Raw genomic sequence first — 17,849 nt, forward strand, 5'->3', positions numbered from 1 at the left:
ATTGCGATATTTTGCTGGCCAAACGCAAGAAACATCGTCGCGGAAAGTCAGGCAGGGTGGATTGACGCAAAACCGGTGCCGGCGCAAACAAAGCCGGCGCCACGATGGCGGCAGAGCCTGGAGACCGAGCGGCATGTCATTCAGCCAGCAGCGCGTGGTTCGCTCGCCGACCGGCGCCAGCCTCAATCTCTTCGTCAGGCAGGCCGATGGCAGGCCACGTGCCGTCGTGCAGATCAATCACGGGCTGGCAGAGCACGCCGCGCGCTATGGCCGCTTCGCCGATTTTCTTGGCCCGCGCGGCTACCACGTCTATGTCCACGACCATCGCGGCCATGGCGCCACCAAGGCGCCCGATGCGCCACTCGGCAAATTCGCCGACCAGGATGGCTCAGCCAAGGTGATCGCCGATGTCGGCGCCGTCCATGATCTCATCGCCCGCGAACAGCCGAACTTGCCGGTCATCCTTTTTGGCCATTCGATGGGTGCGTCCGTGGCGCTGAACTTCCTGTTGCACCACTCGCCACGCGTTCATGCGGCCGCGATCTGGAACGGCAACTTCTCGCAAGGCCTGCTCGGCCAGCTGGCCCTGGGCATTCTTGGCTGGGAACGGATGCGGCTGGGCTCGGATGTCCCATCGCGCCTGCTGCCGAAACTCACCTTCCGGGCCTGGGGCAAGGCCGTGCCCAATCACCGCACGCTGTTCGACTGGCTGTCGCGCGACGAGGCTGAGGTGGCGAAGTACATTGCCGATCCGCTCTGCGGCTGGGATGCCTCGGTATCGATGTGGCGCGACGTCGTCGGCATGGCGCTGAATGGTGGCAGGGACGCCGGCTTTGCCGGCATCAGGCGCGATCTCCCAGTCAGCGTCGTCGGTGGCGAGAAGGATCCCGCCTCGGACTACGGCAAAGGGATCACCCATCTTGCCAATCGCATGCGCATGATGGGGTTTTCGAATCTGGTTTCAAAGGTTTACGCCGACACCCGCCACGAAAGCCTGAACGAGGTCAACCGCGACATCATCATGGACGATTTCGCGGCCTGGGCCGACGGAGTGCTAAAATAAGGCCAAAGCGGTGCGAATCCGCATCGAACTGGCACCTTGGCCCATTGCAAGGGCCGTGACAGCCACCGCCGGGCTTGATAGAGCCTCTGCTTTCGCAGCAATCAAAGTGATTGCAGCAACCACGGTGATTTATGGCCAAACCCCCACTGAAAGGCGTCCGCGTCGTCGAACTCGCTCGCATCCTTGCCGGACCTTGGGCCGGGCAATTGCTTGCCGATCTCGGCGCCGATGTCATTAAGGTCGAGAGCCCCGATGGCGGCGACGACACCCGCAAATGGGGCCCGCCCTTCGTCATGGGCAAGGACGGCGAGAACCTGTCGGCCGCCTATTACCACTCCTGCAATCGCGGCAAGCGCTCCATCGCCATCGACTTCTCGACGCCCGAGGGTGCCGAGACGGTGCGCCGGCTGGTCGCGACGTCGGACGTGCTGATTGAGAACTTCAAGCTCGGCGGCCTCAAGAAATATGGCCTCGATTACGACAGCCTGAAGACGATCAACCCTCGCCTCGTCTACTGCTCGATCACCGGCTTCGGCCAGGATGGTCCCTACGCGCCGCGCGCCGGCTATGATTTCATCATCCAGGCCATGGCCGGCATGATGTCGATCACCGGCGAGGTCGGCCGCGAGCCGCAAAAGGCCGGCGTCGCCATCTCCGATATCTTCACCGGCCTTTATTCGGTCATCGCCATTCAGGCGGCGCTTCGCCATGCCGAACAGACTGGCGACGGCCAGCACATCGACATGGCGCTCTTCGACACCCAAATCTCGGCGCTCGGCAACCAGAACCTCAACTATCTCGTTTCCGGCAAGTCGCCGGTGCAGATGGGCAATGCGCATATGAACATCGCGCCTTACGAGGTGGTCCCGGTCAGGGATGGTCACATCATCCTGGCGGTCGGCAATGACGGCCAGTTCGTTAAATTCTGTGCCGCCGTCGGGCTCGACGATTTGCCCGCAAATCCCGACTTCGCCACCAACCCTGCCCGCGTCACCAACCGGGTCAAGCTGCGCGAGCACATGATCGAGGCGCTGAAGATTTTTGATCGCGACCCGCTGCTGGCAAAGCTGGAGGCGGCCAGCGTGCCGGCGAGCCCGATCAACACGATCGGCCAGATGTTTGCCGACCCGCAGACGATCGCGCGCGGCATGCGGCTCGACCTTGACGACGGCCAGGGCAATCTTCTGCCATCGGTGCGCGCACCGATGGTGATGTCCGGCACGCCGCTCGTCTATGAGCGTCCCTCGCCGCGCCTCGGCGAGCACACGCAAGAAATCCTTGCCGAACTGGAGAAGTCTGGACAATGAAGACTGGCGGACAACTGATCGTCGACGCACTCGAAGCCAACGGCACCGACCGCATCTATTGCGTGCCTGGCGAATCGTACCTGGCGGTGCTCGACGCGCTGCACGATTCAGCGATCCGCACCATCGTCTGCCGCCAGGAAGGCGGCGCCGCCATGATGGCCGATTGCCACGGCCGCCTGACCGGCAAGCCCGGCATCTGCTTCGTCACCCGCGGGCCCGGCGCTACCAATGCGTCCGCCGGCATCCACATCGCCATGCAGGACTCGGTTCCCGTCATCCTGTTCATCGGCCAGGTCGCCAGCCACGCCAAGGAGCGCGAGGCCTTCCAGGAAGTCGACTACAAGCGTTTCTTCGGCGACATCGCCAAATGGGTGGTCGAGATCGACGATGCCTCGCGCATCCCGGAATTCGTCACCCGCGCCTTCGCGGTGGCGACATCGGGCCGCCCCGGCCCGGTGGTCATCTCGCTTCCCGAAGACATGCTGACCAGTGTCGTCGAAGCCCCCATCGCCTTGCCGCACACATCGGTCGAAACCCGGCCTGGCGAAGCCGAACTCGACGCGCTGGAGGCATTGCTGGCCAGGGCCAAGCGGCCATTCGTCATCCTCGGGGGCACCCGCTGGGATGCCGAGGCCGTGGCGCAGATGCGCACGATCGCCGAAGCGTGGTCGCTGCCGGTCGGCTGTTCCTTCCGCCGCCAGATGCTGTTCGACCATCTGCATCCGAACTATGCCGGCGATGTCGGCATCGGCATCAATCCGAAGCTGGCCACCGCGATCAAGCAGGCCGATCTCGTGCTGCTGATCGGCGGCCGCATGGGCGAAATGCCGTCGTCCGACTACACGCTGCTGAAAAGCCCCTACCCCGACCAGACGCTGGTCCATGTCCATGCCGATGCCGGCGAACTCGGCCGCGTCTACCGGCCGACACTGGCAATCAACGCCTCGCCTTCGGCCTTCGTTCAAGCCTTCGCCAAGCGCAGGCCGGCCGCCGCGCCCGTCTGGGCAGCCGAGACGCCAAAGCTGCATGCGGCCTATCTCGACTGGTCGACGCCGCCGGAGAGCGGTCCCGGCCCGGTCCAGATGGGGCCGATCATGAACTACCTCGAAAAGGTGTTGCCCGACGACGCCATCCTCACCAACGGCGCCGGCAATTACGCCACCTGGGTGCATCGCTTCCACCGCTCGCGCCGCTTCGCCACGCAGGCAGCCCCGACGTCAGGCTCGATGGGCTATGGCACCCCTGCCGCGGTCGCCGCCAAAGGGCTGTTCCCGGATCGCATGGTGGTTGCCTTTGCCGGCGACGGCTGCTTCCTGATGAACGGGCAGGAATTCGCCACCGCCGTCCAGTATGACCTGCCGATCATCGTCGTCGTCGTCAACAATGGCATCTACGGCACCATCCGCATGCATCAGGAGCGCGAATATCCCGGCCGCGTCGTTGCCACGGATCTCAAGAACCCCGACTTTGCGGCCTTGGCCCGCGCCTATGGCGGCCATGGCGAGACTGTCGAGAAGACCGCGGATTTCGCTTCCGCCTTCGAGCGTGCCCGCGCCAGCGGCAAACCGGCGATCGTCGAGATCAGGCTCGACCCCGAGGCGATCACGCCGACCCGGACGATGACCCAGATCCGCGACAAGGCCTGAGCACCAACGGCATGGGTCGAACAGCGTCGCGTCCCCTCCATCCTACCGGACGGAGGGGACGCTGTTCCTTAACTTCGAGGTAATTCAGTCCCCCAGTCCCCCGGGGCGACGTTATCCTACTTCGCCTTTTCGATCTGGCCGCGGATCTCACCGTCCTTGTTGGCGGCGGTGTGGACGTTGACGTAGTATTTGCCGGCCTCGAGGTCAGCGGCCTGCGTATCGGTCAACGTCTCCGATCCCTTGATCGGGCTCTTGAGCTTTTTGAACGGGATGACGGGTCCGGCGTTTTCACCCATCGCCGCCGGGCCGTGAATGTGCGCGGCCGTCGCCGGCCCGCTGAGACCGGAATATTTGACGTTCCAGCTGAGCTTCTTCTTGGCCGTATCGAACGTGAGAGTGGCCGTGCCTTTGCCCTTCGTTGTGACGGGCGGGCTCTGCTGGCCGCCATCGAGCGTCGCAGTGAACTTTTCCGTGTCGGCCAAGGCCGGCGAGACAAGGAAGATAGAAACAGTGACGGCAAGTGCCGAAACGATCGGCGAAATGGACTGCATGCGCATTTTAGAAACCTCCGTTGGATGAAACACCCTGCGGCCCCCCAGCGCATGGATACATCACCACAACGATCTACCGGCCAAAAGTATCCTCGGCGCACGCATATGTGATGACGACCGATAAAGAGAGAGGCGGTTGCCCGCCCCTCCTGGGATTATCCAACTCAAAGCTGCGACGGCGCCTCCGCCTCGCTGCCTAGGCGCGCCTCGGAGACGGTCAGACCGCTGCCAGCGCCTGCGTCAGGTCGGCGATCAAATCGTCCGGATGCTCTACACCGATCGACAGCCTGACCGTGGTCTCCAGCACGCCGATACGTTGGCGCACGTCGAAGGGTATCCCCGAATGGGTCATGGCTGCTGGGTGGCTGGCCAGCGATTCCGTTCCGCCGAGGCTTACAGCCAGTTTGAATATCTGCAGGCCGTTGAGAAAGGCGAAAGCCGCCTTCTGTCCGCCGCGTATGTCGAAGGAGAAGGTCGAGCCGGCGCCGCTACACTGTGCCTTATAGGCGCGGCCGGCCGGCGTATCCTCGCGCAGGAACGGCAGGTAATGCACCTTCTCGACCTTGGCATGATCGCGCAGGAATTCAGCGACCATGCGCGCATTGTCGTTCGCCCGCTCCATGCGGATCGACAGCGTCTCCAGCGAACGGCCAAGCATCCAGCAGGAATGCGGGTCGAGCTGCGTGCCGATCGCGCCGCGCAGCGCCTTGATCGGCTTGGTGACCGCCTTGCTGCCCATGGCGGCGCCCGCGATCAGGTCGGAATGGCCGCCGACATATTTGGTCAGCGAATAGACGGATACATCGGCGCCGTGTTCGATGGGCCTCTGGAACACCGGACCAAGCAGCGTGTTGTCGCAGACGATGATCGGCGCCGACCCTTGGCGCGCGCCGATTTCGTCTGCGATCTTGCGCATCAGCGCGATGTCGACCAGGCTGTTGGTGGGATTTGACGGCGTCTCGATCAGGATGACCGAGACACGGCCCTTCGCGACTGCAGCGTCGGCTGCCGCGCGCACGGCCGTCTCGTCGACGCCGTCGGCGAAGCCGACAGCGCCGATGCCGAAGCCGGAAAGCGTGCGCGTCAAAAGCGTCTCGGTACCACCATAGAGCGGCTGCGAATGCAGGATGACGTCGCTCGGACGAGCATAGGCGAGAAGTGTCGTCGCGATCGCCGACATGCCTGACGAAAACAGGATGCAGGCGTCCGTCCCCTCATAGATCGCGAGCCGGTCCTCGACGATCTCACTGTTGGGATGGTTGAAGCGCGAATAGACCAGACCGGACGCCGTACCGCTCGGCGGCTCCTTGCGGCCGGACGTGTAGTCGAAGAAGTCGCGTCCCTCTTCCGCCGACTTGAACACGAATGTCGAGGTCAGGAACACCGGTGGCTTGACCGCGCCCTCCGAAAGCTGCGGATCGAAGCCATAGCTCAGCATTAGCGTCTCCGGATGGAGCTTGTGGTTGCCGATATGGGTTTTCGACGGGCGTGGCGCGGGCATGGCTTTTTCCTGCTTCTTCGAGGAGTGTCGCACGGCAATTTATGCGATCCCCATCGCGCAGTCCTTGCTATTTTTGGGCGCACATGGCTGCATCCTCGCAACAAATTGCCGGGAGAGGCCGAAAGTGCAGCAAAAGATAGCCGATGATTTCGACCGCAGGATTCTGCAGGAATTGCAGGCCGACGCCCGCATCACCAACAACGAACTTGCCGAGCGGATCGGCTTGTCGCCGTCGCCCTGTCTGAGGCGGGTGCGGCGGCTGGAGGAGACCGGCGTCATCAGAGGCTACACCACGCTGGTCGATCCGGCCGCCTTCGGCTGGAGCATGGTCGCCATCGCGACCGTCAGGCTCAGCCGTCAGAACGAGGACGAGATCGTCATGTTCGAGGACGCGATCCGCGGCTGGGAAGAGGTGCTGGAATGCCACCTCGTCACCGGTTCGCGCGACTATGTGCTGAAGGTGGTGACGGGCAGCCTCGAACAGTACGAGCGCTTCATCAAGGAAAAGATCGCGCGGCTGAAATGCGTCGCCTCGATCGAGACCAGCTTCGTCATGAACACCATAAAGGAACGGCGCCTCTGACAGAGGCGCCGTTTGTCAATATCAAGATATTGCCGGCTAGGCTTACTTGACCGCCTTGTCGGTGATGGCGGTGGTGTAGGCGCCTTTCGGCTCCTTGGTGATGATCTTCTGGTCGAGCAGCGCCTTGGCGGTGCGCTCGTAGGTCGCCGGATCGAGCTTGCCGTCGGCATTGTCGATCAGCTTGGCGACTTCGCTCATCATCCGCTTCTGGTGGTTCTCGTCTTGGCCGCCACCGTCCATGACGATGCCTGCGGCCTCGTCATTGTTGTCGATGGCGTATTTCCAGCCCTTCATCGAGGCGCGCACGAAACGCACCATCTTGTCCTCGAACGCCGGATCCTTGAGCTTATCTTCCGACGCATAGAGCCCGTCCTCGAGCAGGTCGTTGCCCATTGCCGAATAGTTGAACACCGTCAGCTGTTCCGGCTTGTAGCCGGCGTCGATCAGCTGCCAGTACTCGTTATAGGTCATCACCGAGATGCAGTCGGCCTGCTTCTGGATCAGCGGCTGCACGTCAAAGCTCTGCTTCAGAACCGTGACGCCATCCGGGCCGCCTTCGGTCTTCAGGCCGAGCTTGTTCATCCAGGCGTAGAACGGATATTCGTTGCCGAAGAACCAGACGCCGAGCGTGTGGCCCTTGAAGTCGGCTTCGGTCTTGATCGGGCCGTCCTTCGGGCAGACCAGTTCCATGCCGGCCTTCTTGAACGGCTGGGCGATGTTGACCAGCGGCACGCCCTTTTCGCGAGCGGCCAGCGCACCACCCATCCAGTCGACGATGACGTCGGCGCCGCCGCCGGCGATCACCTGCTCGGGCGCAATGTCGGGACCGCCCGGCTTGATGTCGACGTCGAGACCTTCGGCCTCGTAGAAACCCTTGGCCTTGGCAACATAGTAGCCGGCAAACTGGGCCTGCGTGACCCATTTCAGTTGCAACGTCACCTTGTCGGCGGCCATTGCCTGGAAAGCGGCTAGCGACATTGCGCCGGCCAGGACAGGAATAATCAGTCTTTTCATCTTTTTACCCTCTGAAGTTAGTACCCTTAAACCCACCGCCCTATCCACCACGGACAGAGGGATGCCAAAACGTGACGGCTCTTTCGACAAGAGCGACCACACCATAAAAGACCGAACCCGCAAGTGCTGCAACTGCGATTTCGGCCCAGACCATGTCGATGTTCATCCGCCCGACCTCGGTCGAGATGCGGAAGCCCATGCCGACGACAGGCGTACCGAAGAACTCGGCGACGATGGCGCCGATCAGCGCCAGCGTCGAGTTGATCTTCAGCGCATTGAAGATGAAGGGCGCTGCTGCCGGCAGCCGGAGTTTCAGCAGCGTCTGCCAGTAGCCCGATGCGTAGGTGCGCATCAGGTCGCGCTCCATATGGCCGGACGCGGCGAGCCCAGCCACCGTGTTCACCAGCATCGGGAAGAAGGTCATGATGATGACGACGGCCGCCTTGGATTGCCAATCGAAGCCGAACCACATGACCATGATTGGGGCGACGCCGATGATCGGCAGCGCCGAGACCATGTTGCCGATCGGCAAGAGCCCGCGGCGCAGGAACGGTACGCGATCGGCGAGGATCGCGGTGATGAAGCCGGCACCGCTGCCCACGACATACCCGAAGATCACCGCCTTGAAGATGGTCTGCCGGACATCGGCGCCGAGCACCGGCAGCGAGTTGGCGATGCGCGCGCCGATGGCGCTTGGCGGCGGCAAAAGGATGAAGGGAATGCCGGCGCCCCGCGTCACGGCTTCCCAGATGATCAGGATCCAGGCGCCGAAAATGGCGGGGATGATCAGGCGCAGCGCGCTCCGGGCCCAGTTCGCCATCGGGCGAAGCTCCGACAGGACGGCGACGCAGCGCCAGCCGAGCAGCCAGGCAGCAGTGAGCAGCAAAAAGTACGGCGCCAGTGCCGTGCCTTCAAAACCGGTTATGCCCGATATCAGCAACCATGCGACGAGGTGGGCGCCGACAAACAGCACCACCGCCTCTGCAAGGGGCGGAATCCTGGTCATCGAGATCAGCGCCGCCAGCACGGCCAGGCCGAAGATCAAGCCCTTCGTTGTGAGGTAGGGGTAGTTGAAGCTGACTGCCGGGTCGGCAAGCGCTGCCGCTTCGGGCTTCGACATCGCGCCGAGCGCCACAGCGATCAGGCACAGTGCGATGGCGAGCACCGCTTGCCACGAGGGTTTCAGCCAGTTCATGCCGGCCTCCCGCCCATGGCGCGGTCGACGATGCGCCCAGCTATGCCGACCACCATGACAAGTAGTGCGGCCACCACCGAACCTGCGACCAGCGCCGACCAGATGTCGATAGACTGGCTGTAATAGGCGCCGGCCAGTAGCTTGGCACCGATGCCGGCGACCGCACCGGTCGGCAGTTCGCCGACGATGGCACCGACCAGGCTCGCCGCCACGGCCACCTTCATCGATGTGAACAGGAACGGCACCGAGGCCGGCACGCGCAACTTCCAGAAGGTCTGCGACGCGCTGGCATTGTAGGTGTGCATCAGGTCTAGATGCATGATCTCCGGCGAGCGCAGGCCCTTCACCATGCCCACGGTCACCGGGAAGAACGACAGATAGGTCGAGATCATCGCCTTCGGGATGAGCCCGGTGATGCCAACCGCCGCCAGCACGACGATGATCATCGGCGCCACCGCCAGGATGGGAATGGTCTGCGAGGCGATGATCCACGGCATCAAGCTGCGGTCGAGCGTCGCCACATGCACGATGCCGACGGCGATGATAATGCCGAGCCCCGTGCCGAAAGCAAAGCCAAGCAGCGTCGACGACAGTGTCACCCAGGCATTGTAGACGAGGCTGCGGCTCGACGTGACGGGGCGCAGAAAGGTGTTCTCGAAGAAATTGACCGCCACCTGATGTGGCGCCGGCAGCGTCGGCTTCGGCTGCGACAGCGTCTTGCCGATGAATTCGCTCAAGGCAGGGGTTTCACCGGCGCGCCGGTCGAGATCGCGCTGGAACGGCGTGTTGAGGATAACGGCGAAAACGTACCAGAGCACGACCACGCCAGCGAGGATCGAGGTCACCGGAACGAGCTTGTCGCGGAAGCTGTCCATCTAGCGCGCCGCCTCAATCTTCATAACTGTGCCCTGCCCGCAGACCATCGCGGACGCGGGCTGCGATCGCCAGGAATTCCGGCGTCTCGCGGATGTGGAGCGGCCGCTCCTTCGGCAGCGTCGATTCGATGACATCAGTAACGCGGCCCGGGCGTGGCGACATGACGACGATGCGTGTCGACAGATACACGGCTTCGGGAATGGAGTGGGTGACGAAGCAGATGGTCTTGTTGGTGCGTCCCCACAGTTCCAGCAATTGCTTGTTGAGGTGGTCGCGCACGATCTCGTCCAGCGCGCCGAATGGCTCGTCCATCAACAGAAGGTCGGCGTCGAAGGCCAGGGCCCGGGCGATTGACGCGCGCTGCTGCATGCCGCCAGAAAGCTGCCAGGGATATTTCTTCTCGAAACCTGAGAGGTTGACGAGGTCGAGCGTGCGATTGATGCGCTCCGCCTGCTCCGCCTTGGACAGACCCATGATCTCCAGTGGCAGCCCGACATTGCGCTCGATGGTGCGCCACGGAAACAGCGCCGCGGCCTGGAAGACATAGCCATAGGCGCGTTTCTCACGCGCCTGTTCGGGCGTCATGCCGTTGACCGAAATCGTCCCCGAGGTTGGCTTCTCCAGATCGGCGATGACGCGCAGCAAGGTGGTCTTGCCGCAGCCCGACGGCCCGATGAAGGAGACGAACTCTCCCTTGCCGATGGTCAGGTCGACATTGGACAGCGCCTGCACCGGCCCGTCATTGGTCTGGAACGTCAGTCCGAGTTGGCTTGCCGCGACGACGGCTGGCGAAATCCCCGTCATCGCTTGCTGCCTGCCTGTTCCCGCCACTGCGGCGCCGACCGGAATCCGATTGCTTTTATTGCGATGTTGTTTTCCACTCGCCCCTGTCCCATTGGCCCCAGTCCCACTAATTTGTCCCACTCAATCGACGCCCGGAGTTTTCCCCGATGTCGCCCACTTGTCATCTTATCCGCCCTGAAACCACTTATGAAGGCAAGCAGGGATTGACCTATTTCGCCGGCATCGCCACTGAAACCGTCGGTTCCTCCGGCATCTGCATGCACATACTGACGATGCCGCCCGGCGCCCGCGCCAAGGCGCACATGCACGAGAACCATGAAACGGCGATCTACGTGCTCTCCGGCGAAGTCCATACGTGGTATGGCGACCGGCTGGAGCATCATATCGTCGTCAAGGCCGGCGACCTCTTCTACATTCCGGCCGGCGTGCCGCATCTGCCGGCCAATCTCAGCAGCGCCCCGTCTTCGGCCGTCATTGCCCGCACCGATCCCAACGAACAGGAAAGCGTCGTCCTGCTGCCGGAACTGGATGCGCTGGTCGCTTGAAGCCGATGGGAACTTGATCGTCATCGGCACCGGGAGACTTCCCCCATGACATTACCGTCCGCATCGGTGATCACCAGCTTCTTGGCGCTCTTGGGGCTTTGCTTGACGGTGAACTCTGCCGGCGACTGCCCATCCTCACCTTCGGCCTCGCATTGCGCCTTGATGACCAGCGAACCGTCCGATTTCGCCTGCTTGTCGGTAAAGGTGCAGGCGCTTGCCACGGTGACCAGATCCGTGTCCGTCAGCAGCAGCATGTCCTCGGCATAGACTTCCTGGCCGTTCTTGTTGATGCAGCCGGACTTGTTGCCATAGGGCTTGGATAGATCGATGCCTGCCGCCGAAGCCTGACCGGCAGCCAGCACGAGCGCCATCGCAAGGGACAGACCAAAACCGCGCATGCCAACGCCCCACGTCACGAACATGATTGCAGCGGCCCCATTTCTTCAAGGCCCGGAATGGAGACGAAGAAACCATCCTCACCCTTGTTGGTGACCACGATTGTTTCGATCGTCGTCCCCGCCTCGCCCTCGGCGGAACAGGTCGAAGCCACCGATTGGGCACCCAGCACCGACGTCAATTGCTGCGCGAACCGGCAGCCGCTGCCATAGGTCTCGATGCCCTCGGCGGTCAGCACGATATAGGCATCGCTGTCCCGATAGCCGGCCTTGACGCCGGCGCAGCCAACATCGTTGCCCCAGGAGCCGGCCAGCACGCCGCTCGCTGCTGCTGGGCCAGCGACAGCTGCAGCCAGGACCAACGAAATAAGCGCGGCCGAGCGCTCCAAGCTCAAACCCCGGTCGCCGGGATGCCGGTGCGTTCGACCTTGCGCGGCGCGGAAATTTCCTTCCACGTCGACAGCGCCCGGTTGACCGCCGCGTTCGGCTCACGGCCGACAAACTCGCCGTGCCCCGGCTTGGCCTTGACCTCGGCCTCCTGGATCGACAACTCGCCGCGCGAGAACACGAAGCGCGGCAGGCCGGTCACCTCGAACCCTTCGAAGACATTGTAGTCGATGACAGATTGCTGCTTCTTCGACGAGATCTTCTTCTTGCGTTTCGGATCCCAGACGACGATGTCGGCGTCAGCGCCTTCGACGATGGCGCCTTTCTTCGGGTACATGTTGAGGATCTTGGCGATGTTGGTCGAGGTCACGGCGACGAACTCGTTCATCGTCAGCCGGCCGGTGTTGACGCCGGTGGTCCACAGCACCGGCATGCGGTCTTCCAGCCCGCCGGTGCCGTTCGGGATTTTGGTGAAATCGCCGACGCCGTTGCGTTTCTGCTTGGTTGTGAAGGCGCAATGGTCGGTCGCCACCACCTGCAACGAACCCGCCTGCAGGCCGGCCCACAGCGAATCCTGGTGCAATTTGTTGCGGAAAGGCGGGCTCATGACGCGGCGCGCCGCATGGTCCCAGTCCTTGTTGAAATACTCGCTCTCGTCGAGCGTCAGGTGCTGGATCAGCGGCTCGCCGAACACCCGCATGCCCTTCTGCCGCGCCCGGCGGATCGCCTCGTGGCTCTGCTCGCAGGAGACATGCACGACATAGAGCGGCACGCCCGCCATGTCGGCGATCATGATGGCGCGGTTGGTCGCCTCGCCTTCCACTTCCGGTGGCCGCGAATAGGCATGACCCTCGGGGCCATTGTTGCCGGCGGCAAGCAACTTCTGTGACAGGGCTGCAACCACATCGCCATTCTCGGCATGCACCAGCGGCAGCGCGCCAAGGTCGGCGCAACGCTGGAACGAGGCATACATCTCGTCGTCGTCGACCATCAGCGCGCCCTTGTAGGCCATGAAATGCTTGAACGACGTGATGCCCTTGTCGACGACGGTGGCCATCTCGTCGAACACCTGCTTGCCCCACCAAGTGATCGCCATGTGGAAGGAATAGTCGCAGGATGCTTTCGAGGTTTTGTTGTCCCACATCTGCAAGGCTTCCAGCAGCGACTGCTGCGGCGCCGGCAGGCAGAAATCGACAACCATCGTGGTGCCGCCCGCGAGCGCCGCGCGTGTGCCGGATTCGAAATCATCGGCCGAATAGGTGCCCATGAACGGCATTTCGAGATGGGTATGCGGATCGATGCCGCCCGGCATGACATAGCAGCCGGTGGCATCGAATTCGTGGTCGCCATGCAGGTCCGAGCCGATGGCGACGATCTTGCCGTGCTTGACCAGCACATCGGCCTTCCACGTGCGGTCGGCAGTGACGATGGTGCCGTTCTTGATAACTTTGGTCATGTCTTGTTCCCTTGTTCTCTTCGCGCTTCTTTGCGAGCGGCGTTTGGAATGCGGATTTGTAAGCTCACTCCACGATGACAGCCGTCTCCACCACGGCATGGAACAGCACGTCGGCACCAGCCGACGCCCATTCCTTGGAGATGTCCTCGGCCTCGTTGTGGCTGAGCCCGTCGACGCAAGGGCACATCACCATCGCGGTCGGCGCAACGCGATTGATCCAGCAGGCATCGTGGCCGGCGCCGGAGACGATGTTGCGGTGCGTATAGCCGAGGCGTTCGGCGGCATCGCGTATCGCCTTGACGCAGCCGGCGTCGAAGGTGACAGGGTCGAAAGCGCCGACCTGCTCGATCTTGTACTGGATGTCGAGCGCCTCGCAGATCGTGTCGATGCCTTCGCGGATGCGGCCGTCCATCGCATCCAGCACTTCCTTTTCGGGCGAGCGGATGTCGATGGTGAAGAAGGTGCGGCCGGCGATGATGTTGCGCGAATTGGGAAACACCTCCATATGGCCGACCGCGCCGACGGCGTCGGGCTGGTAGTCCATGGCGATCTCGTGCACCAGTTCGATCACACGCGCCATGCCCAGCCCGGCATTGCGGCGCTTCGGCATCGGCGTCGAACCAGTGTGGGCCTCCTTGCCGGTCAGCGTCACCTGCAGCCACTTCAGCCCTTGCCCGTGGGTGACGACACCGATGTCGATGCCCTCGTCCTCGAGGATCGGTCCCTGCTCGATATGCAGTTCGAAGAAGGCATGGATCTTGCGGTCGCCGACCTTCTCAGTGCCCTTCCAGCCGATGCGTTCAAGCTCCTCGCCGAATTTCTTGCCTTGCTTGTCGACATGCTCATAGACGTCGGCCTGGTCGAGCACACCGGCAAACACGCCGGATGCCATCATTGCCGGGGCAAAGCGTGCGCCTTCCTCGTTCGTCCAGTTGGTGACGACGATCGGATGTTTGGTCTTGATGCCGAGATCGTTGAGCGAGCGCACCACCTCAAGCCCGCCCAGCACGCCGAGCACGCCGTCATACTTGCCGCCGGTCGGCTGCGTATCGAGATGGCTGCCGACATAGACCGGCGGCAGGCTTGGATCGGCGCCTTCGCGGCGGGCAAACATCGTGCCCATCTCGTCGACGCCCATGTCGAGCCCGGCCGCATCGCACCAGCGCTTGAACAGATGCCGGCCCTCGCCGTCCTCGTCGGTTACGGTCTGGCGATTGTTGCCGCCGGCAATGCCGGGGCCGATCTTCGCCATCTCCATTATCGAATCCCACAAACGGTCTGAATTGATTCGCAGATTCTCGCCGGGTGCGGCCATGCCAAGTCCTCTCATTTCATGTCCTGGGCGGGCGGCGGTTCCCGTCGCCACCCGTCCAGGTATAGGCAGATTAGTCTATCGAGCGCAGGACATCCCGCACATGGTCGATCAATTCGTTGATCTGGCCCTTGGTGATGATCAGCGGCGGCGACAGCGCGATGATGTCGCCGGTGGTGCGGATCAGCGCGCCGCGCTCGAACGCCTTGACGAAGGCCGAGAAGGCCCGCTTGGTCGGCTGGCCGGCGATCGGCGCCAGTTCGATCGCGCCGATCAGGCCGATGTTTCTGATATCGATGACGTTCGGCTCGCCCTTCAGCGAATGCAGTGCGTCTTCCCAATAGGGCGCCAGTTCCTCGCCACGGGTGAGCAGGCCCTCTTCCTTGTAGGTATCGAGCGTGCCCAAGGCCGCCGCGCAGGCGATCGGATTGCCCGAATATGTGTAGCCGTGGAAGAACTCGATCATGTGCTCGGGGCCGGTCATGAAGGCGTCGTGGATTTCCTTCTTCACGAACACCGCGCCCATCGGGATGACGCCGTTGGAGACGCCCTTGGCGGTGGTCATGATGTCGGGCGTGACGCCGAAATAGTCGGCGGCGAACGGCGTGCCGAGACGGCCGAAGCCGGTGATGACCTCGTCGAAGATCAAAAGTATGCCGTGCTTGGTGCAGATTTCGCGCAGCTTCTGCAGATAGCCCTTGGGCGGCAGGATCACACCGGTGGAACCGGCGACCGGCTCGACAATGACGGCGGCGATGGTCGAGGCGTCATGCAGGGCGACGATGCGCTCCAGCTCGTTGGCCAGTTCCGCGCCATGCTCCGGCACGCCTTTGGTGAATGCGTTCTTCTCGGGCAGATGCGTGTGCGCCATGTGGTCGACGCCGCCGAGCAGCGTGCCGAACATCTTGCGATTGGAGACGATGCCGCCGACCGAGATACCGCCGAAATTAACGCCGTGATAGCCGCGCTCGCGGCCGATCAGACGGGTGCGCGAGCCCTCGCCCTTGGCGCGGTGATAGGCGATCGCCATCTTGAGCGCCGTTTCGACCGATTCCGAGCCGGAATTGGTGAAGAAGACATGGTCCATGCCCTTCGGCGCGAGGTCGACCAGGCGGTTGGCCAGTTCGAAGACGATCGGATGGCCCATCTGGAAGGCCGGCGCGTAGTCGAGCTCGGCGGCCTGATGCTGGATGGCCTCGGTGATTTTCGGCCGGCAGTGGCCGGCATTGACGCACCACAGACCCGCGGTGCCGTCCAGCACCTTGCGGCCATCGCTGGTGGTGTAATGCATGTCCTTGGCGGACACCATCATGCGCGGCGCCTGCTTGAACTGCCGGTTTGCCGTGAACGGCATCCAGAATGCACTGAGATCGTTCGGCGTGACTTTCAGCCGGTTGGACATGACCAAGACTTCCCCTTGTAAATTGTTTCGGTGCGCCCAACGCTTGGTCTTCGTTGCGATTTCGTGCTACGCAAATTTTTGACCGATTGGACAAACGTTAGCACCGCCCTGTCGGCGGTCAAGGGATTACTAGCGGAAATGCGGCACCTGAAGTGCGTTCCACAGGCCAAGGAAAAACTGGTCCAGAGAATTGGTCCAGATGACCTTGAACGCGAGGTTTGGCAAAGCGAGGGCTGGCAACGGTGACCACCAGCACGGACGCCCCTCGCCGCACCCGCATCCAGCAGGAAAAGCGCGAACTCATCCTGGAGGCGGCGCTCGAGGTTTTCTCCACCAACGGCTTTCGCGGCTCGACCATCGACCAGATAGCCGAAGCCGCCGGCATGTCGAAGCCGAACCTGCTTTATTATTTCCGCCGCAAGGAGGACATCCACGAGACGTTGATGCAGCGCCTGCTCGACACCTGGCTGGCGCCGCTGCGAGAGCTGGACGACATCGGCGATCCCATGACCGAATTGCGCAACTACATCAGGCGCAAGCTCGAAATGGCACGCGATTTTCCGCGCGAGAGCCGGCTGTTCGCCAACGAGATCCTGCAAGGGGCGCCGCGCATCATGCCGCTGCTGGCGGGTGAACTGAAAACGCTGGTCGATGAAAAGGCCGCCGTCATCAAGAGCTGGATGCGCGCCGGCAAGATCGCCAGGACCGACCCCTGGCATCTGATCTTCTCGATCTGGGCAACGACGCAGCACTATGCCGATTTCGACGTCCAGGTCCGAGCCGTGCTCGGCCCCGACCGCGGCGGCGATGGCCGTTTCGAGGATGCCGCCCGTTATCTGGAGCAATTGTTCCTCGACGGGCTGAAGCCGAAAAACTAACGTTCGGCGGCTATCAGGCGCTGCGCCGTTCGGCCGGCAGCGCATCCAGCAATGTCTGCAGCTTTGCGATCGAGTTCTGCTCGGCAAGCGGCGTGTAGACGATCAGCTTCATGTCGGAGCCGTCGCCCACCGACAAGGTCATATGCTCGAACGTCATGCCGCCAGCGCTCGGATGCCTGACATGCTTCACCCCCGACAATCGGTGCGCCACGTCGCGCTGCGGCCACCAGGCGCGAAACTCCGGGCTTGAGCGCGTCATCAACTCGATCAGCCGCTCGAAATCCGGATCGCCGACATATCTGGCGCTTGCGGCCCGGAACGAGGCCAGCACCATGCGCGCCAGTTGCTCCCAGTCGACCAGCAGCCGCCGGTGGTGCGGATTGGTGAAGACCATGTGGACGATGTTGCGGGCATCACCCTCCAGCAGACCATAGTCGCCGAACACCGCCACCGCCGCCGGGTTCCAGGCCAGCACGTCCCAGCGCCGGCCGACGACATAGGCCGGCTGCAGCACCAGGCTCTGCAGCATGTGCAGCAAGGGGCCGTCGACCTTTTCCGGCGCCACGGCGCGACGCTCCGGCTGCTGGCGGCCGGCGAGGATGAACAGATGCTGCTTTTCGGCGGCATCGAGGCGCAGCGCCTCGGCAAGCACCGTCAGCACTTCGACCGAGGGCCTGACGTCCCGCCCCTGTTCCAGCCATGTGTACCAGGTCGTGCCGACGCCGGCGATCATCGCCACCTCCTCGCGCCGCAGCCCGGGCGTGCGCCGCCTGAGGCCGGTGGCAATGCCTGTGGCCGATGGCGTCAGCCTTTCGCGGCGCGAGCGCAGGAAAGCGCCCAGCTCGCGCCGGCGGCTGTCTTCGGCGGAGTGCGTGGGAGCAGAGTGAGGTTGGGATTCCATGAGGCTAATATAGCAGTATTGATACCAGGATAA

18 protein-coding genes are annotated in these 17,849 nt (G+C 63.0%); 6 read left to right on the forward strand and 12 right to left on the reverse strand.

The window, feature by feature from the left end:
• Positions 1–133 precede the first annotated feature (133 nt).
• The 3 genes from AC1D08_RS10155 (at position 134) to AC1D08_RS10165 (ending at position 4,016) form a co-directional block, all read left to right on the forward strand.
• A complete protein-coding gene (locus AC1D08_RS10155) occupies positions 134–1,063 on the forward strand; it encodes an alpha/beta fold hydrolase (protein WP_457151704.1) in 930 nt (309 codons plus the stop codon).
• Between the two features lie 131 nt (positions 1,064–1,194).
• Entirely contained in the window at positions 1,195–2,370 is a 1,176-nt protein-coding gene (locus AC1D08_RS10160; RefSeq protein ID WP_457151705.1) for a CaiB/BaiF CoA transferase family protein, read from the forward strand.
• On the forward strand, positions 2,367–4,016 hold the full coding sequence (locus tag AC1D08_RS10165) for a thiamine pyrophosphate-binding protein (protein ID WP_457151706.1): 1,650 nt from the start codon (positions 2,367–2,369) through the stop codon (positions 4,014–4,016). The genes AC1D08_RS10160 and AC1D08_RS10165 overlap by 4 nt, the downstream gene beginning before the upstream one ends.
• 116 nt (positions 4,017–4,132) lie before the next feature.
• Here the strand turns inward: AC1D08_RS10165 and AC1D08_RS10170 are convergent, their stop codons facing one another.
• Both AC1D08_RS10170 and AC1D08_RS10175 read right to left on the reverse strand, forming a co-directional pair.
• The gene (locus AC1D08_RS10170; RefSeq protein ID WP_457152359.1) at positions 4,133–4,573 is read right to left on the reverse strand and encodes a CHRD domain-containing protein; all 441 of its coding nucleotides are present in this window, start codon (positions 4,571–4,573) and stop codon (positions 4,133–4,135) included.
• 211 nt (positions 4,574–4,784) lie between these two features.
• Positions 4,785–6,068 (reverse strand): cystathionine gamma-synthase family protein, encoded by a 1,284-nt coding sequence (locus AC1D08_RS10175; RefSeq protein WP_457152358.1) that lies wholly within the window; start codon positions 6,066–6,068, stop codon positions 4,785–4,787.
• Positions 6,069–6,192: 124 nt separating this feature from the next.
• Between AC1D08_RS10175 and AC1D08_RS10180 the strand changes: the two genes are divergently transcribed.
• Positions 6,193–6,651: an Lrp/AsnC family transcriptional regulator gene (locus AC1D08_RS10180; RefSeq protein WP_457152357.1), complete on the forward strand. Its 459-nt coding sequence runs from the start codon at positions 6,193–6,195 to the stop codon at positions 6,649–6,651.
• 42 nt (positions 6,652–6,693) lie between these two features.
• On the opposite strand, the gene AC1D08_RS10185 is transcribed toward AC1D08_RS10180, so the two are convergent.
• From AC1D08_RS10185 to AC1D08_RS10200, 4 genes are read right to left on the reverse strand one after another with little or no spacing between them, the layout of a single operon-like run.
• Positions 6,694–7,665, reverse strand: coding sequence for an ABC transporter substrate-binding protein (locus tag AC1D08_RS10185; RefSeq protein ID WP_457152356.1), 972 nt, complete (start codon positions 7,663–7,665; stop codon positions 6,694–6,696).
• A 40-nt stretch (positions 7,666–7,705) separates the two neighbouring features.
• A complete protein-coding gene (locus tag AC1D08_RS10190) occupies positions 7,706–8,860 on the reverse strand; it encodes an ABC transporter permease (protein WP_457152355.1) in 1,155 nt (384 codons plus the stop codon).
• Positions 8,857–9,735 (reverse strand): ABC transporter permease, encoded by an 879-nt coding sequence (locus AC1D08_RS10195; RefSeq protein ID WP_477301961.1) that lies wholly within the window; start codon positions 9,733–9,735, stop codon positions 8,857–8,859. Before AC1D08_RS10195 ends, AC1D08_RS10190 begins: the two co-directional genes overlap by 4 nt.
• A 13-nt stretch (positions 9,736–9,748) precedes the next feature.
• Positions 9,749–10,540: an ABC transporter ATP-binding protein gene (locus AC1D08_RS10200; protein ID WP_457152353.1), complete on the reverse strand. Its 792-nt coding sequence runs from the start codon at positions 10,538–10,540 to the stop codon at positions 9,749–9,751.
• A 146-nt stretch (positions 10,541–10,686) separates the two neighbouring features.
• Here AC1D08_RS10200 and AC1D08_RS10205 point away from each other — a divergent pair, with 146 nt between their 5' ends.
• A complete protein-coding gene (locus AC1D08_RS10205; protein ID WP_477423053.1) occupies positions 10,687–11,085 on the forward strand; it encodes a cupin domain-containing protein in 399 nt (132 codons plus the stop codon).
• A gap of 20 nt (positions 11,086–11,105) precedes the next feature.
• On the opposite strand, the gene AC1D08_RS10210 is transcribed toward AC1D08_RS10205, so the two are convergent.
• The 5 genes from AC1D08_RS10210 to aptA form a co-directional block, all read right to left on the reverse strand.
• Entirely contained in the window at positions 11,106–11,483 is a 378-nt protein-coding gene (locus AC1D08_RS10210; RefSeq protein ID WP_457152351.1) for a hypothetical protein, read from the reverse strand.
• Positions 11,484–11,497: 14 nt separating this feature from the next.
• Positions 11,498–11,875: a hypothetical protein gene (locus AC1D08_RS10215; protein WP_457152350.1), complete on the reverse strand. Its 378-nt coding sequence runs from the start codon at positions 11,873–11,875 to the stop codon at positions 11,498–11,500.
• Complete coding sequence (gene hydA, locus AC1D08_RS10220) at positions 11,872–13,323, reverse strand: dihydropyrimidinase (RefSeq protein ID WP_477423055.1); 1,452 nt, start codon at positions 13,321–13,323, stop codon at positions 11,872–11,874. The genes AC1D08_RS10215 and hydA overlap by 4 nt, the downstream gene beginning before the upstream one ends.
• A gap of 64 nt (positions 13,324–13,387) precedes the next feature.
• The gene (locus tag AC1D08_RS10225; protein WP_457152360.1) at positions 13,388–14,638 is read right to left on the reverse strand and encodes a Zn-dependent hydrolase; all 1,251 of its coding nucleotides are present in this window, start codon (positions 14,636–14,638) and stop codon (positions 13,388–13,390) included.
• Between the two features lie 70 nt (positions 14,639–14,708).
• Entirely contained in the window at positions 14,709–16,037 is a 1,329-nt protein-coding gene (gene aptA, locus AC1D08_RS10230; protein WP_095088901.1) for an omega-aminotransferase AptA, read from the reverse strand.
• A gap of 242 nt (positions 16,038–16,279) precedes the next feature.
• On the opposite strand from aptA, the gene AC1D08_RS10235 reads away from it, so the two are divergent.
• Positions 16,280–16,915, forward strand: coding sequence for a TetR family transcriptional regulator C-terminal domain-containing protein (locus AC1D08_RS10235; protein WP_457152979.1), 636 nt, complete (start codon positions 16,280–16,282; stop codon positions 16,913–16,915).
• A gap of 13 nt (positions 16,916–16,928) precedes the next feature.
• Here the strand turns inward: AC1D08_RS10235 and AC1D08_RS10240 are convergent, their stop codons facing one another.
• A complete protein-coding gene (locus AC1D08_RS10240; protein ID WP_457152978.1) occupies positions 16,929–17,816 on the reverse strand; it encodes a helix-turn-helix transcriptional regulator in 888 nt (295 codons plus the stop codon).
• Positions 17,817–17,849 lie beyond the last annotated feature (33 nt).

The organism is Mesorhizobium sp. P2_E6 (assembly GCF_056403835.1).

Coding starts and splice junctions, on each gene's coding strand:
- AC1D08_RS10240 (WP_457152978.1), bottom strand. CDS start 17,816: ATGGAATCCCAACCTCACTCTGCTCCCACGCACTCCGCCGAAGACAGC.
- AC1D08_RS10210 (WP_457152351.1), bottom strand. CDS start 11,483: ATGCGCGGTTTTGGTCTGTCCCTTGCGATGGCGCTCGTGCTGGCTGCC.
- AC1D08_RS10170 (WP_457152359.1), bottom strand. CDS start 4,573: ATGCGCATGCAGTCCATTTCGCCGATCGTTTCGGCACTTGCCGTCACT.
- AC1D08_RS10165 (WP_457151706.1), top strand. CDS start 2,367: ATGAAGACTGGCGGACAACTGATCGTCGACGCACTCGAAGCCAACGGC.
- AC1D08_RS10155 (WP_457151704.1), top strand. CDS start 134: ATGTCATTCAGCCAGCAGCGCGTGGTTCGCTCGCCGACCGGCGCCAGC.
- AC1D08_RS10160 (WP_457151705.1), top strand. CDS start 1,195: ATGGCCAAACCCCCACTGAAAGGCGTCCGCGTCGTCGAACTCGCTCGC.
- AC1D08_RS10195 (WP_477301961.1), bottom strand. CDS start 9,735: ATGGACAGCTTCCGCGACAAGCTCGTTCCGGTGACCTCGATCCTCGCT.
- AC1D08_RS10175 (WP_457152358.1), bottom strand. CDS start 6,068: ATGCCCGCGCCACGCCCGTCGAAAACCCATATCGGCAACCACAAGCTC.
- AC1D08_RS10200 (WP_457152353.1), bottom strand. CDS start 10,540: ATGACGGGGATTTCGCCAGCCGTCGTCGCGGCAAGCCAACTCGGACTG.
- AC1D08_RS10190 (WP_457152355.1), bottom strand. CDS start 8,860: ATGAACTGGCTGAAACCCTCGTGGCAAGCGGTGCTCGCCATCGCACTG.
- AC1D08_RS10225 (WP_457152360.1), bottom strand. CDS start 14,638: ATGGCCGCACCCGGCGAGAATCTGCGAATCAATTCAGACCGTTTGTGG.
- AC1D08_RS10185 (WP_457152356.1), bottom strand. CDS start 7,665: ATGAAAAGACTGATTATTCCTGTCCTGGCCGGCGCAATGTCGCTAGCC.
- AC1D08_RS10205 (WP_477423053.1), top strand. CDS start 10,687: ATGTCGCCCACTTGTCATCTTATCCGCCCTGAAACCACTTATGAAGGC.
- hydA (WP_477423055.1), bottom strand. CDS start 13,323: ATGACCAAAGTTATCAAGAACGGCACCATCGTCACTGCCGACCGCACG.
- aptA (WP_095088901.1), bottom strand. CDS start 16,037: ATGTCCAACCGGCTGAAAGTCACGCCGAACGATCTCAGTGCATTCTGG.